15 protein-coding genes and 2 pseudogenes are annotated in these 13,748 nt (G+C 39.7%); 2 read left to right on the top strand and 15 right to left on the bottom strand.

The window, feature by feature from the left end; all coding sequences use genetic code 11:
• A partial coding sequence (locus B5F53_RS18740; protein ID WP_087226907.1) for a tyrosine-type recombinase/integrase occupies positions 1 to 1,032 on the top strand: 1,032 nt, incomplete at its 5' end.
• A gap of 217 nt (positions 1,033 to 1,249) precedes the next feature.
• Here the strand turns inward: B5F53_RS18740 and B5F53_RS18735 are convergent.
• The 13 genes and pseudogenes from B5F53_RS18735 to B5F53_RS20035 form a co-directional block, all read right to left on the bottom strand.
• A pseudogene (locus tag B5F53_RS18735) lies at positions 1,250 to 1,445 on the bottom strand (cysteine-rich KTR domain-containing protein).
• Positions 1,446 to 1,538: 93 nt separating this feature from the next.
• Complete coding sequence (locus B5F53_RS18730) at positions 1,539 to 2,297, bottom strand: EFR1 family ferrodoxin (protein ID WP_087226905.1); 759 nt, start codon at positions 2,295 to 2,297, stop codon at positions 1,539 to 1,541.
• A gap of 8 nt (positions 2,298 to 2,305) precedes the next feature.
• Positions 2,306 to 2,896: a TetR/AcrR family transcriptional regulator gene (locus B5F53_RS18725; RefSeq protein ID WP_087226903.1), complete on the bottom strand. Its 591-nt coding sequence runs from the start codon at positions 2,894 to 2,896 to the stop codon at positions 2,306 to 2,308.
• A 116-nt stretch (positions 2,897 to 3,012) separates the two neighbouring features.
• Positions 3,013 to 3,198 carry a cysteine-rich KTR domain-containing protein gene (locus B5F53_RS18720; protein ID WP_087226900.1) on the bottom strand — a complete coding sequence of 62 codons (186 nt, stop codon included), beginning with the start codon at positions 3,196 to 3,198 and terminating at the stop codon, positions 3,013 to 3,015.
• A 6-nt stretch (positions 3,199 to 3,204) separates the two neighbouring features.
• Complete coding sequence (locus B5F53_RS18715) at positions 3,205 to 3,621, bottom strand: YjdF family protein (RefSeq protein WP_087226898.1); 417 nt, start codon at positions 3,619 to 3,621, stop codon at positions 3,205 to 3,207.
• 4 nt (positions 3,622 to 3,625) lie between these two features.
• Entirely contained in the window at positions 3,626 to 4,150 is a 525-nt protein-coding gene (locus B5F53_RS18710) for a PadR family transcriptional regulator (protein ID WP_087226895.1), read from the bottom strand.
• A gap of 315 nt (positions 4,151 to 4,465) precedes the next feature.
• Positions 4,466 to 4,573: pseudogene (locus B5F53_RS20890) on the bottom strand (acetolactate synthase small subunit); the annotation flags it as partial.
• A complete protein-coding gene (gene ilvB, locus B5F53_RS18700; protein ID WP_087226893.1) occupies positions 4,570 to 6,309 on the bottom strand; it encodes a biosynthetic-type acetolactate synthase large subunit in 1,740 nt (579 codons plus the stop codon). The gene ilvB and the pseudogene B5F53_RS20890, both read right to left, overlap by 4 nt.
• A gap of 81 nt (positions 6,310 to 6,390) precedes the next feature.
• Positions 6,391 to 6,963: a TetR/AcrR family transcriptional regulator gene (locus tag B5F53_RS18695; RefSeq protein WP_087226891.1), complete on the bottom strand. Its 573-nt coding sequence runs from the start codon at positions 6,961 to 6,963 to the stop codon at positions 6,391 to 6,393.
• A 132-nt stretch (positions 6,964 to 7,095) separates the two neighbouring features.
• Positions 7,096 to 8,277 carry a hypothetical protein gene (locus B5F53_RS18690; protein WP_087226889.1) on the bottom strand — a complete coding sequence of 394 codons (1,182 nt, stop codon included), beginning with the start codon at positions 8,275 to 8,277 and terminating at the stop codon, positions 7,096 to 7,098.
• A 62-nt stretch (positions 8,278 to 8,339) separates the two neighbouring features.
• Entirely contained in the window at positions 8,340 to 8,711 is a 372-nt protein-coding gene (locus B5F53_RS18685; protein WP_087226887.1) for a hypothetical protein, read from the bottom strand.
• Between the two features lie 174 nt (positions 8,712 to 8,885).
• Entirely contained in the window at positions 8,886 to 10,901 is a 2,016-nt protein-coding gene (locus B5F53_RS18680; protein WP_140398284.1) for a sigma-70 family RNA polymerase sigma factor, read from the bottom strand.
• Positions 10,902 to 10,957: 56 nt separating this feature from the next.
• Positions 10,958 to 11,098 (bottom strand): hypothetical protein, encoded by a 141-nt coding sequence (locus B5F53_RS20035; RefSeq protein ID WP_162610652.1) that lies wholly within the window; start codon positions 11,096 to 11,098, stop codon positions 10,958 to 10,960.
• A gap of 170 nt (positions 11,099 to 11,268) precedes the next feature.
• Between B5F53_RS20035 and B5F53_RS18675 the strand changes: the two genes are divergently transcribed.
• Positions 11,269 to 11,613, top strand: a complete 345-nt coding sequence (locus B5F53_RS18675) for a helix-turn-helix domain-containing protein (protein WP_087226883.1) — start codon at positions 11,269 to 11,271, stop codon at positions 11,611 to 11,613.
• 69 nt (positions 11,614 to 11,682) lie between these two features.
• On the opposite strand, the gene B5F53_RS18670 is transcribed toward B5F53_RS18675, so the two are convergent.
• The gene (locus B5F53_RS18670) at positions 11,683 to 12,831 is read right to left on the bottom strand and encodes a YARHG domain-containing protein (protein ID WP_087226881.1); all 1,149 of its coding nucleotides are present in this window, start codon (positions 12,829 to 12,831) and stop codon (positions 11,683 to 11,685) included.
• 19 nt (positions 12,832 to 12,850) lie between these two features.
• On the bottom strand, positions 12,851 to 13,027 hold the full coding sequence (locus B5F53_RS20030; RefSeq protein WP_162610651.1) for a hypothetical protein: 177 nt from the start codon (positions 13,025 to 13,027) through the stop codon (positions 12,851 to 12,853).
• Positions 13,028 to 13,748 lie beyond the last annotated feature (721 nt).

The following is a 13,748-nucleotide window of genomic DNA, read 5'->3' as shown; positions in this document are numbered from 1 at the left end:
GGCAAGAAAATGACGGTCTGCCAGCTTTATGCCAAGTACATCCGGCAGCGGGGAAATGTGAAGCGGGGGACGAAAAAGAGCCGCCAGCAGTTGATGAAACTTCTCTCTGACGACAAGTTGGGGGCGGCCAGCATTGACAGTGTGAGGCTGTCCGACGCGAAAGAATGGGCCTTGCGTATGCAGGAACAGGGTGTTGCCTACAACACCATCTGCAACAGCAAGCGTTCCCTGAAAGCCATCTTTTACATGGCTATCCAGGACGATTGCATACGCAAGAACCCCTTTGACTTCCAGATCAACGAGGTAATCAACGACGATACCGAACCCAAGGTGCCATTGACCCCAGCGCAGGAAAAAGAACTTCTGGACTTCGTGCAGGGCGACCCCGTGTATTCCAAATATTATGACGAGGTGCTAATCCTGCTGGAAACAGGACTTCGGATTTCTGAACTTTGCGGACTGACCGAAACCGACCTGAACTTTGAACAGCGTTTTATCAATGTAGACCACCAGCTTTTGAGAAGCACCGAGGACGGCTACTACATCGAAACGCCCAAGACGGACAGCGGTTTTCGGCAGGTGCCAATGAGCGCAGCCGCGTATGAAGCGTTCCAGCGAGTAGTGAAGAACCGGCGAGGCGGAAAGGCCATAGAGGTTGACGGGTACAAGGATTTCCTGTTCCTGAACCGGGACGGCCTGCCGAAAGTGGCCGTCAACTATGACGCCATGTTTAAGTGCCTTGCCAAGAAATTCAACAAGTGTCACCAGGAGCCGTTGCCGCCGGTAATGACGCCCCACACCATGAGGCACACATTCTGCACAAGGATGGCAAACGCCGGGATGAACCCCAAGGCGTTGCAGTACATCATGGGACACGCCAACATCGTTATGACGCTGAACTATTACGCCCACGCCACATTCCATTCCGCCCAGGCGGAAATGGAGCGGCTGGAAGCGAAGCCGGAAACCACCGTGGAGAACACCGAGGAAACCACCGAGGGAACCACGGAGGCAGCCAAGGCTGCGGCTTAGTAGTACGGGCGATTTTACTACCGTTTCTACTACTTCCCATAGCAAAGACGTGAGGGGTTATGAGAGGAAACGTGAGTATCTTCCACCATCGAAAATGCCGGAAAAGCCCGAAGTGATGGGCTATACCGGCATATAAGAACTTCTAAAGAGATAATCGAAAATCTATCAAACTATTAAGTGTAACATTACAAACAGAGCCGATGAACAGTGATGTATCTCACAAGTTCATCGGCTCTGCGTCTAAAGCGTCTGGCTCTTTGATGACAGTTATATGTAAATTCTCTGCTTCAATCAAACTTTCCTGCTTACATTTCGGACAATAAAGGGGGGTAGTTTCTCAATTCTGTATCTTCTCTAATTTTGTCACGGGTTTTATTGCCACATATTGGACATATTATCCATTCTGAATTCATAAATCATCCAACTCCATTTATTTCGAATATTACCTTCTACTCGATACAAGCTGCTTACCCTAAATTTACTTATATCAAAACAGGGGAATAATTCTATCTATAATCTTCTATTCTATATTGTTCTATAACTTCATTTCCTAAAAGAGTAATTGCCTTTTGAGGGCATAGACTGATACAGCGATAGCACATTGTACAGCGACCATTCGGCACAACTTCCTTATTTCGTAATATAAGATTTTTCATTGGACATACAAAAACACATTTTCCGCAACCACTGCAATTATTGTTAATCTTTAACTTATCAGAATAGCCTTTTGTTTTTTTGTAAAACCAAAGTCTTTGTCCCAATAATCCAATGATATGTGAAATCAGCGTAATACCTTCTTTTGGATAATCTCCATTTATAATCTGCAAAGCCACTTTCTCTATTTTTCTATCTGCCAGTGCTATAATACGACGATTTTCATCCATTGTCTTTTTTAATAATTTGCTGTCACAAACAGAGTCCGGCATATGAATATGTATTCCCCCCAAAATAGTTGCTCCATACCTTTTTAACATTCTTGTCGTACAGCCTGCACCGTCACCACTGAAAGCCCCCATTGTCGCAATGCATAGTATTTTCTTGTTTTTCCATATGTCAGCATTTTTTCTAATAAAGTCACGCACCATATATGGAGCATTAGAAAACTGTGTAGGATACCCTATATAAATTTCCTCATTTTGCTGAATTTCTGAAATAGCTTCGGGACTTTCCATAGGGATAACTTTGACAGATGAATGAATAAGGGATACCAACTTTTCAATGCAATACTTTGTGTTACCCGTACCGCTTAAATAAATTCCAACCATAAATTCTCCTAAAACTCACAATTAAAGATTCCGATTAAATCTGCCAGTTTATCTTCCCATTTGTATGCGTAATGAACATTCTTCATTGTTGCAAGGGTCGTAAGACCTTGCACATAAGCAAATAATGCAACTATCAAATCTTCTTTTTTACTTTGCGTCATATTGGCATCAGCAAGTAGTTTTAGTATTTGTTGTTTGTAAATCAAATACGGTTGATAATCGCTTTCATTATCTTTCTCAATATCCAAATTAATTTGTATATTCCCCTGCTGAAATAAAAAATTGAAATATTGCGGGTGCCTTATAAAAAAAGAAACATATACTTTTCCAAATTCCAACAAAAACATAGGTGTTCCTCTATATTGAGAAACTGTATTTTCAAGCACCTCCGTAAACTTTTTTGTGATGTGTAATTGCATTTCTTGAAGCAATTCTTTTTTATTAGAAAAATGACTATAAGGTGCAGCATGGCTTACACCACAAGCTTGTGCCACCTTACGGAGAGAAAGTTGATTGATCCCATTTCTATTCACCAATTCAATTCCTTTTTCTATCAAATCATTTTTCAAATTTTTATGATGATAAGGCTTTTTTTCCATAAATGTTCTCCAATCTTTACACTGTCTATATTATATCCCAAAATCTTTACAACGTCAAGATTGTAAAAGGGTTTTCATTGAAAACGCAGAGCCAATAATTGTGATTACTCACAAATTCATCGGCTCTGCGTCTGTGCGTCTGGCTCTTTAATGACAGTTATATGCAAATTCTTTGCTTCAATTAAACTTTCCTGCTTGCATTTCGGACAGTATAGGGGAAAATTTTTAAGTACAGTATCACTTCTAAGTCTATTACGAGTTTTATTTCCACATTTGGGACAAAGTATCCACTCTGGAGTCATAACAATTTACCTCCCTCTATGTTTTGCTTTTTTCTTTTCTTGCCGTAGAGCATACTGTCGTTCTTTCTCAGCTTCCCGTTGTTCTCGGTTTTTTGTTTTTCTTTCAAGTTTATTCTGTTCGTGCTGCAATTTTAGAGCTTGCTGAGCCTTTGTACCAATACCTCTATCTTGGAGTTGGTTATTGATCTCACGCTGCAAACGCTTAGGATTGATTTTCTTTTCCTCCACTATTTCAGACTTAATGGGGGGACTGAATTTTAGTTTTTTCCAATTCTTCAAAAGAAAATCATATACTTCATAATCTTTTGGCTCAGCCCCAAAAGTAATTTTGCACACCTCGTATTTGCCATCATCATATCGCTCATATAACCCAATCCAAAATGGGGCTTCAAACATAATTGTTAAACTACTCTTTATTGCCATACAATTATTCACTTATAAATTGGCTTTCAAAATTATCAAGCCATTCCAAAAGAGAAGAATATAATAGCTGTTGCTGCTCAAAAATTGTTCTGCCTACAAGTGGGATATTGGCATATTCAGCAGCATAATTTTCATTGGATTGAATTGAAGTTCGTATAGAACTCCTTAATTGAGCAATCAATTCCATAGCTTCCGTTTTATCTACTTTATTTAGATTTGTAATTACACCATTAAAATCAAAAAGTAGAGGAACAGGCTGAGAAGCATACGAGGTCAGTAGTTCCTTAAAATATACCTTTCCTTTATCCGTAATCGAATAAACAGCTTTATCTGCAAATTTATCGCCTTTAACAATATTGCTTTGCAAATACCCTTTCTCATTAAGTTGGATAACCTTTCGGTATATTGTTGGAACACTTATCTTCGTCCATCTGGAAAAATGATGATACTCCACATCTTTCTGTATATCGTAGGCACTCTGCGGTTTTTCCAATACCATACCAAGTATTACCAAATCTATTGATGACATATTTCCACCTCCATTTTGCTATCACTAATATTACTATCATTGATAGTATAAGTCAAGAGGTTAGAAATTACAAGTTCATCGTTTCTGAGTTTATGCTCCCAGTTCTTTGATGGATGTTGTATGCAAATTATTTGTTTCAATCAAGCTTTATTCTTGCATAATGGACATAATACTTAGCTTCTTTGCTTCATTTTAACTTTTCATAAAGCAGTAATTATCTTTCAAAAATACTAACTGCTTCAATCGCAATACTGCCTCCAGCAGAAACTCCAAAGACTTTTGAAATCCGAAATAGTTCCGTTATATCATTATCAAAACACTGATTAACCTTAACAAATAAGATTTTCCAGAAAATAATCCCGAAACACGGGCAAGTACGCCTATTTCATTTTCTACAAATAAACATGTCCATCTCTTTTTCATTTTGAGCTTTCCTCGCTTTCCAAAATCATATCCTCAAGAGAGTTCCCCGGCGGGACGATCGGCATAACATTGATTTCTCTATCTATGATAAATTCAATAATTGTAGGTGTTTTTTTATTTGCTTTTGCAGTTATCAAAGCCGTTTCTATATCTTGAGCCTTAGTAACACGAATGCCCTTAGCTCCATAACTCTCTGCCAATCTTACAAAATCTGGTGTATATTCTGGGCAGCATTTTTGGGGAGTATTGCAACCTATTTCACAACTTTTACGATACCGCATACAGGTGCTGGAATAACGCTTGTCATAAAACATTTCCTGCCATTGGCGAACATTACCTAAATACCCGTTATTCAATATGCAGATAATAATAGGCAATTCATATACGATAGCAGTAGCCATCTCCTGGATGTTCATCTGCATCCCACCATCGCCAGATACAACGATAACATCTTTCTGCGGATTTCCGAGTTTCGCTCCGATTGCGGCAGGAAATCCATATCCCATTGTTCCCAAACCGCCTGATGTCAGCATTTGCTTATTTTCGCCAATATCAAGAAATTGGGTTGTCCATAATTGATTTTGTCCTACATCTGTAGCGATAATAGCATCTGTAAACAGTTCATTTATTGCTTTAATAACCATTTGCGGTGTTAGACCATTCTCGCCCATATCAATAGGATATTGTTTTTTCCAATTACTGATTTCATCCGTCCATTCTGCAATATGAAGCGGTTTTGCTTTTTCGAGCAACGCCCATATTGCTTTTTTTGCATCAGCTACAATAGGAATATCAACAACAATATTCCGAGAAATGGATGCTGCATCAATGTCAATATGAACAATAGTTGCTTTGGGAGCAAATTCTTCAATCTTACCTGTAATGCGGTCATTGAAGCGTGTTCCTATTGAGAATAAAACATCGCAATGGCTAATGGCAGAATTAGCAGCATAACTCCCATGAATGCCTATGTTTCCTACATATAGGCTGTTTGTTGTTGGAATTGCTCCTTTTCCCATAATGGTTGTAATAACGGGTACACCTGTCAATTCTGCAAGCTGCGTCATTTCTTTATTAGCATGGGCAATATTTACACCTCCACCTATTAAAAAAACAGGTTTACGGGCATTATTCAAAATTTCCAAAGCCTTATTTATTTGCCCCATATGTACGGAAGTATTCGGTTTATATCCTCTGATTGCAATTTCCTTCGGGTAAAAATCACTTCCATAAGCTCTTTGAATATCCTTGGGTAAATCAACAACAACTACTCCCGGCTTTCCTGTCTTTGCAATATAGAAAGCCTTTTTTATAGTTTCCGCCAAATCCTCTCTTTTCCGTACTGTTACGGCATATTTGCAGATACTTCTCGTAATGCCGACTATATCAACTTCTTGAAAGGCATCATTTCCAATAAGCCCCGTCGGTACTTGTCCCGTAAAACACACCATCGGAACACTATCATAATTTGCGGTGGCAATACCTGTAACAAGGTTGGTTGCTCCCGGTCCACTTGTTACAAGGCAGACACCAACCTTTCCTGTGGAACGGGCATACCCGTCTGCCGCATGAATTAGTCCCTGCTCATGGCGGGGTAAAATCACATCTATGTCTTTTTCTCCGTAAAGTGCATTAAATAAGTCAATCGCCTGTCCGCCAGGATAAGCAAACAAGGTAGTAACCTGTTCTTCCTTTAATACTTTTACAAACAATTCTGCACCTGTCATTTCTATCATAAATACCTCCATATTGTATGCGTGTACTTGCTTGCATAACGCCTATTTTTTTCGGTACTACCATAGGCAGTACCGTTTTAACTATCTCAATCCTTTTACAAACATTTGCACACTGTTTTTTATATATTCGTCTTTTTCTATTTTAGACAATTCTTTTCCAAAGGATGCACTTAGAAAAGCAAAGCCAAAGGTAGAAGAAAAAACAGTCATCGCCAAAGCATCAAAATCCGCCTTTGGTATTTTCCCTTTTTCGTACATCTTTTTCAAATACTCTGTAAATGACGATAAAAAAGCTTGCGGAACTTTCATGATAAGAGAAGCTGTTTCTTCGTATAATTGCGGCGCTCTTAAACCAATGGACAGATTTACAAAATCTGGTGTCATTCTATCCATATATGCTCTCATAAACATTTCTATATCTGCCTGTAAGTCCCATTTCACATTTTCAAAGATTTCTGGCGTGACATTTGCTCTCCATTGCGATTGATTTACACCCTGTAAAACAATATCTTTCTTGTTTTTGAACTTACGAAATAATGTACATTCATTTACACCTGCCACTCGTGCAATTTCTTTCGTAGTAGTAGCAACATATCCCTTATCTCGTATCAGTGTCATAGCAGCGTCAACAATTTTCTGGCTTGTTTCGTCCAAATTATCACCTCCATGCAAGTGAACACTTTCATTTTAGCAAAAATGCTACTTAAAGTCAACAATAACAAACAGGACGAATACCCGTCACCACCTTGGCATGTCTCTTTCTTTTTGTTTGTTCTTCATTCCCTTTTATTTTGCAAAGGTTCCCTCCGTTAATTCTCCATATAAAGATGTAAGTTGATTCTTCATCACATCTTCTGTTTCAAATAATTCATAACTGACTTCTGTATAATTCTCTTCTCCTGTAATAAGTTTTCCGTCAGGAGAAACTTTTAAATCCCTGACTGCACAATATCCATACATATCTGAGAACGTTTTTGTCTGTGGGGTGTCATAATAAACTCCATCCCAGGAATACAGCGTCACATCACTTACATCCATATTGAAAATAAAAATCGTCTGAACAAAACTTCCGTCTGAGACTGCTGCATAACCTTTTCCTGTAAAGGTCGGTTCTCCAAATGTTCCCGCATCATCCCCCAGAATGGTAATGCTTTGTCCGTCAGCCGTACAGAAATTAAATGCATCAACATATTCTGCACGAATTTCCTCCTTTAACTTATCTTCCAGTGTCCCTACATCTTCTGACCCAAGCATCGATACATCTGTTACATAGGAGTCCAATCCTTCTGCCGTAATTGTAGCTTCGGTTTCTTTTAAAACATAACCTTCGTCCTCTGCACCAGGTTTTAAGCCTGCTGTAACAGCAATGGTATCTCCATTTTTCAGTTCACTTGTCTTATCGGCTGTGTACTCTACATAGGACTGGGGAGCGCTGCTGTCACAGTTGTTTTCAATGGAAAGGGTTCCATAGGGAGCGACTCCGTCAAAAGAAACCTTCACTCCATTTTCTGTATTCCATACACTGTTATCAAATGCATCAACTTCAACAGGCTCTTTTAATCCCTCAACCTTAAATTTCTCAGAGGTGTCGCCTTTTACTTTTACACCGCTTTCTTTCTGAAGATCTTTGTCATAGGTAACAGTTACAGTCACGGTATCGCCGTTGGAAAGTCCTTCTGTTTTATCCAGCTCATAATTAATGGAAAACTCAAATTCTGTAAACTGTGCGATCTTTTCAAGCTCTTCTTTGGAAATATCGCCGTCATCATCGCCTGCCATGTCCTGTTCCATCTTTACATGATCCACGTTTAATACCGCTGTTCCTCTTCCGTCTACCCCGCTGAACTCTACGGTTACATAGTCCATCAGTGCTATAGACGCGGAACCTCCGCATCCTGTCAGAAGTCCCATACACAGAACTGTCAAAATCCCCGATAAAATAAAATATTTATTCGACTTTTCTCTCATTTTCTTTTCTCCTTTCTTGTTAAATCAGAAGTGCTGACAGACAGCAGCGCCGGATTTTCACTTTACATCCGATAGTTTTCCTCTTCCTGTCTCCAGTACAACTCTTCTTCCATACGTCTTTGTTCCTGCTGCCGCCTTAATATTTCTTCTTCCTCTTCCTCCTCTTCTTCCGGGGTAAGATTTCCGTCTCCGGAAGCAAAAAAGGCAAGCAAGGCGATTCCAAGAATTTTTAATTGTACTTTAAATAACCATATGTACCCTGCTGCAACCGCCTTTAAAATTGCTGCCGGAAGGGAGTTCCCGCGTTTAAGATAGTAGTTTATGTTTTTTACATTTTTGCCTTTTCCCTTTTTATCCATCCATTTCTCAGCAAGTAAACCAATAATTAAAATCCCCATAATCCATAAGAATACCGAAAATAATTTACCAATCATAGTGTTCACCTCCTGCTCCGATAAGTATCACATAACGTAATGCTTTTGCAGATAATAATTCTTTTCCCATGTTTCTTCTCTCCTGTATCTGTTTTGTTTTTATACTTCCCAGACGTAAAAACCTCAGACTGGGTTTTAAAGATTTTTAAAATTTTTCAAATTCTGAATATCCTTCTATTGCGGTGCTGTAGAAAGGTATTCATTATCATATAAATAGGAATCAAAGCCAAGCTGATTTCTCAGGGATTGTGGAACGCTTAACTTAAATCCAAAATCTGTTTTAATTAAATTCACATCTTCCCCATTGATGTTGATTGTAATCCCCTCATCTGTAATGTTTTCAGGTTCGGCAACTCCCTCGAAAACAGTAGAAAGCTCTTGATCCCCACGATTTTTAGAGCCTTGAAGCTGTACATACAGATATTTTTCATCTCTTTTTTCAATATTTAATATGCCAGCGTTCCAATCCTGACCATTCGCATATTCGCCCACATAAGCATCAAGGTTCACACTTCCACCATTTTGTGACTCACTTGCAGGTAAATAGGTTCCGGAAATATAAGTATTTGCCCTTGCCTGATAATGTTCGCTTGCATTAACGATTAATGAAGTATCATCAAGAGTAAATGTAATCGTATCTCCTTCTGATGTTTCCATATCCATAATAAGTGAATCGCCATCCAGATAAGCCTGCTTTTCCTGATGAAACGCATTTGCTCCATTAGAAGAAATATTCTCAAGAGTAATATCGGCGGTTGTATCGTCAATAACCTGAATCGTGATTCCAAGGGAAGTGTCCGGGCTTTTATAATATCCTGCGAAATCACTGACCGTTACTGCCGGAATTTCTTCATTCATTTCTGCAAATTCATTGAACAGCCTTTTTGCTTCTTCACTTCCTTTGATATAAAATGGTACATTCTCAAACTTCTCTCCGTTTAATCCCTCTCCTGTAAAAAGCAGTTTGTCGTCAATATGTACCACCTCGGCATTCTTAACCCGGATAGTGTTTTCGTCTATCTCATAATCTTCTTCCAGAACAGTGATTTCTTCGGAAAGATTTCCTAATATATATCCGAACTTTTCCCCATCACCTGTAACTACTAAGTGAAGCAGATCCCCATCTACCAGAGCATAGTGTTCCAATCCCATACATGAATATATTTCATCCATTATTACCCCTTCGTTCTTCTCTGGTTCCTCTGCAGGTTCTGTCGTTACAGGCTCTGTCTCTGCTGCTTCTCTCTCCGCAGGAAGTTCCATGGGCTGATTTTGATTCACCGCCTTATAAGCAATCGCCGCTCCGCCGCCTAAGACTGCAACTGCTGCAACTCCTGCAAGAATCTTTGTCGCCAGCCCTTTCCCTGCTGTTTTTGCGGCTGTTTTTGCCACTTTCGATCCTGTTTTTACCGCCTTTGCAGCTTTCGAATATCTGACACATTCCTCCTGTAGGGCAAGAAGTATTTCCTGACTTGGAATCTCGGCTGCCCAAATGTCCTGACTTTTGAAAAGCCACAGCAAGAACGGAATCGGAGCAAGGCTGTGAAGTCTGATTCCCTGTTCCTTTTCAAGTCTTATAACCTTCTCTTCTATTTTCTTTCTTGCATAGTTCAGTCTTGACTTTACCGTATTTTCACTGACTCCAAGGGTCTGTGCAATTTCTCTTACCGAAAGCTGTTCATAATAAAACATTCCGACAACAAGCCTTTGTTCCTCTGATAAAGAATTTAAAATCTCCCTGATAAGTCTGCCCGTTTCTTTCTGATCCATCATCTCTTCAGGAAGATTTTCCACCCGGTCATCTTCAAACTCAACTGCCCTTTCCTCATCTGCAGATATGGCAGAAAACATTACGGGCTTCTTTTTCCGTAAATAATCCACTGCACGATTGTGGCAAATCCTCTTTATCCACGCTCTGAACTTGTCAGCCTCCTGAAGTTGATTTAAACTCTTAAATGCCTTGACATAGCTGTCCTGAATAATATCAAGAGCTGTGTCCTCGTCCTTAATTAATGCTTTAACTGTATAGTAAGCATTGTTATAAGTACGATTGTAAAGCTCTGTAATCGCTTCCTGCTCCCCATCAATTGCCCGTTTGATTAATTCTTCTGAAAAGCCCTGTTCTGCCCCACACTGAAAACAGAACTTTCCCCCTTCTGGCACCTCTGCCCTGCATTTATAACATTTCATTTTCCTTTTCTCTCTTTCCTCTTTCAATTTACAATCTCTGTTCTATTAGAATAACACTATCCGTCATCTTTTTCCTCTTTCTTTTTCGGAAACAATATTTTTAAAATCCTCTGTAACAGCTTCTCCGCAACACTTGGTTTTAGCTGCTCTCGTTCAACAAATCTTTGAATTAGTTTCCGAAAATCTTCTTCGCTCATATCGCTCCCTCCCTTCTGCACCTAAGACGCCAAAAAGAGGGAATCGGTTTTACAAATTTTAAAATTTTTTCAAATAGTTAGTATTTAGCATATATTGCCCAATACTACATTTCAAATTTTAGCATAATATGCCATATTTGAAAATATACTATTTATGGAGGAGGCACTTTATGGATAAGCTTTTCAATTCAAGAGATTTTGGGCGACGATTAAAATCTTACCGGCAGAAAAACCATCTGTCTCAAATGAGGCTGGCTGAGCTTATCGACACTTCCACCTCCAGCGTAAGTCATTTGGAAAACGGTACACATGCCCCTTCCCTGGAAACCCTGTTAAAGCTGGCTTCGGCTCTTAACATAGGCATTGATGATATGCTCTGTGACAGTCTTCCTGTTGCTGAAAATCATCTCGAAAAGGATATTGCAGATCTGCTTTCGGACTGTTCCCTGCAGGAAAAGCAAATCATCAAAGATATTATCCTTACCACAAAAAAGACTCTGAGAGAACACAAATAGCCACTGGAACCAACTCCAGTGGCTATATTTTTTCACAATGGTAAAAATTTTTTCGATAAACTTCCTTCCTCACGGTACACCAATCGGATAATCCCCTGTCAGGTATCCGGTATCCCAGGTGATATAAATACCGCCGTCATAAAAATCCACCGTACCCCGCTCTAGTACTTGTCCCTTTTTTTCATCAATAATCGTTGCAGAAGTTCCGGAATCATATCTGAGATTGTAGTATTCTGATCCGGCTGTATCCGGTGAGCTTCTTACATTTTTTGCTACTATAAGCAGTCCATCATATGTACTGGAATTTTCATAAGCGGTTACACGCACAATCTGGTATGTATCAGGATTCGTATAATCCCCTTCCTTATTACGGAAAAACTGTTTTCCCTCTTCCGTTGATGCTGCTTCTGCAGAAGAACCACCTATATATGCACTTAAAACCTGAATATTGGTCAGTTCCACATCTGATAAAACAGACTCGTCAAAAGAATCCGGATCTGTTGTTCCCAAATACCAGCTCTTTTCGTCAAAGTATGCCTGAATCCCCGAATCCTGAAAACGTCTTCCATGGCGGGCATAAATTTCATTAATGGCCATCTGCAATTCATCGTCTGTCAAAGTGCTGATTTCTCCATCCGTCAAATACGATCTGCTGCTGTCCGGAAGAATGTACTCCCAACTCTCACCGCTTTGTTTCCCTGCCGTATCCGAAGAGATTGGTTTTTCACATCTCACATAGGTTCCGGGGCCATGTTCATAATCATGTCCGCTTCCTGCTCCACTGCTCATAAATGCAGAATCGTAGGTTCCTGTAAGGGTAAATGAATTTTCTGTCCACGGAATGGTAATATCACTTGCTATTAAAGTATCTGCATCTACTATGGATGCTGTCCTGTCCTGACAAACAGGCAGTTCTCTGCTGACGGCATACTCATATCCATCATAAGTAACTGTCTTTGCATCATTATCAATCGCCTTAATATCCATCCCCCAGTAACCATTGCTGTAAAAACCTATCCTGCTTTCCGGAAACAGACTCACATTTACAGTTTCTGTTTCATCCGGCTTTATAGCTGTCGGTTCCGTCGTAATTACAGGAATAGATCCTGAGGTTTCTATGCTGACTTTTTCTGTATCTATCTGTACTTCATCCTCTTTGCATCCTGTCAGACAGATACTCATCATTCCCAGAACCACATACTTTTTCAGATTTTTCATAGCTTGCTCCTTAATTTTCCTAACAGTATCTGAGCCCTTTTACTAATGTTCTGCCCGTTTCATTATCAACGCCGGAATATGCCACATAGTGCTGTTTAGTGGCTTCATCAAATGTCTGAATCGTTTTATAAGAAGCTCCGGAAACTGCAGAACTCGTGAGGTCATCTTGTTTCCTTTTGTTCTTATCTTCCTCCATTAAATCACCTCTTTTTGTTTTCTTTTATATTTTTAGATAATATTTATTTATTTTTAACTCATTATATCATCGCTATATAATTATTTCAATTAAGTATAGTTCCATAATTAAATAATTTATTCTTGGATTTAATGGGAGGGAGTGCATCCACGATGCGCTGATATAATATCAGACAATGACTTAACCTTCCCAACCACCGAAGCAAAAATAATAGGTGAAATCACCTTATTCCGATAAATAAAATTCGGTTTTCTCCTGCAGGAACATGGTCTGTGCCGAAATAAAATCGTTGGAATCTCCATGGACAAACAGGCGCAAAAAAGCGCTCCCACGAGGGGAGCGACTACTGAAGATGGTTCGTTTAATGGGAAGTTCATAGTTTCAATCCACGCTCCCACGAGGGGAACGACAGTGGAGCCAACCTGTATGGAGCCAACCTGCGTGTTTCAATCCACGCTCCCACGAGGGGAGCGACGCCGATAGATTCGGAATTATCTCTTTTGACAAAGGTTTCAATCCATGCTCCCACGAGGGGAGCGACTCCCGGCCAACGAATACCACACATGGGATGAGGTAGTTTCAATCCACGCTCCCACGAGGGGAGCGACAAAATATCCTTTGCCCGAAGTCATTAACCCAACAAGTGGTAGTGTAAAAAACTTTGTGGCTTTGGTAAAAAATGGCTCCTTTTTGGTAAGAATTACAGATATGACAATTCTTA

The organism is Blautia sp. An249, assembly GCF_002159835.1.
Classification (GTDB): Bacteria; Bacillota; Clostridia; order Lachnospirales; family Lachnospiraceae; genus Blautia_A; species Blautia_A avistercoris.
Note: the sequence above shows the minus strand (reverse complement) of the source record. Positions and strands in the feature narration are given on the sequence as shown.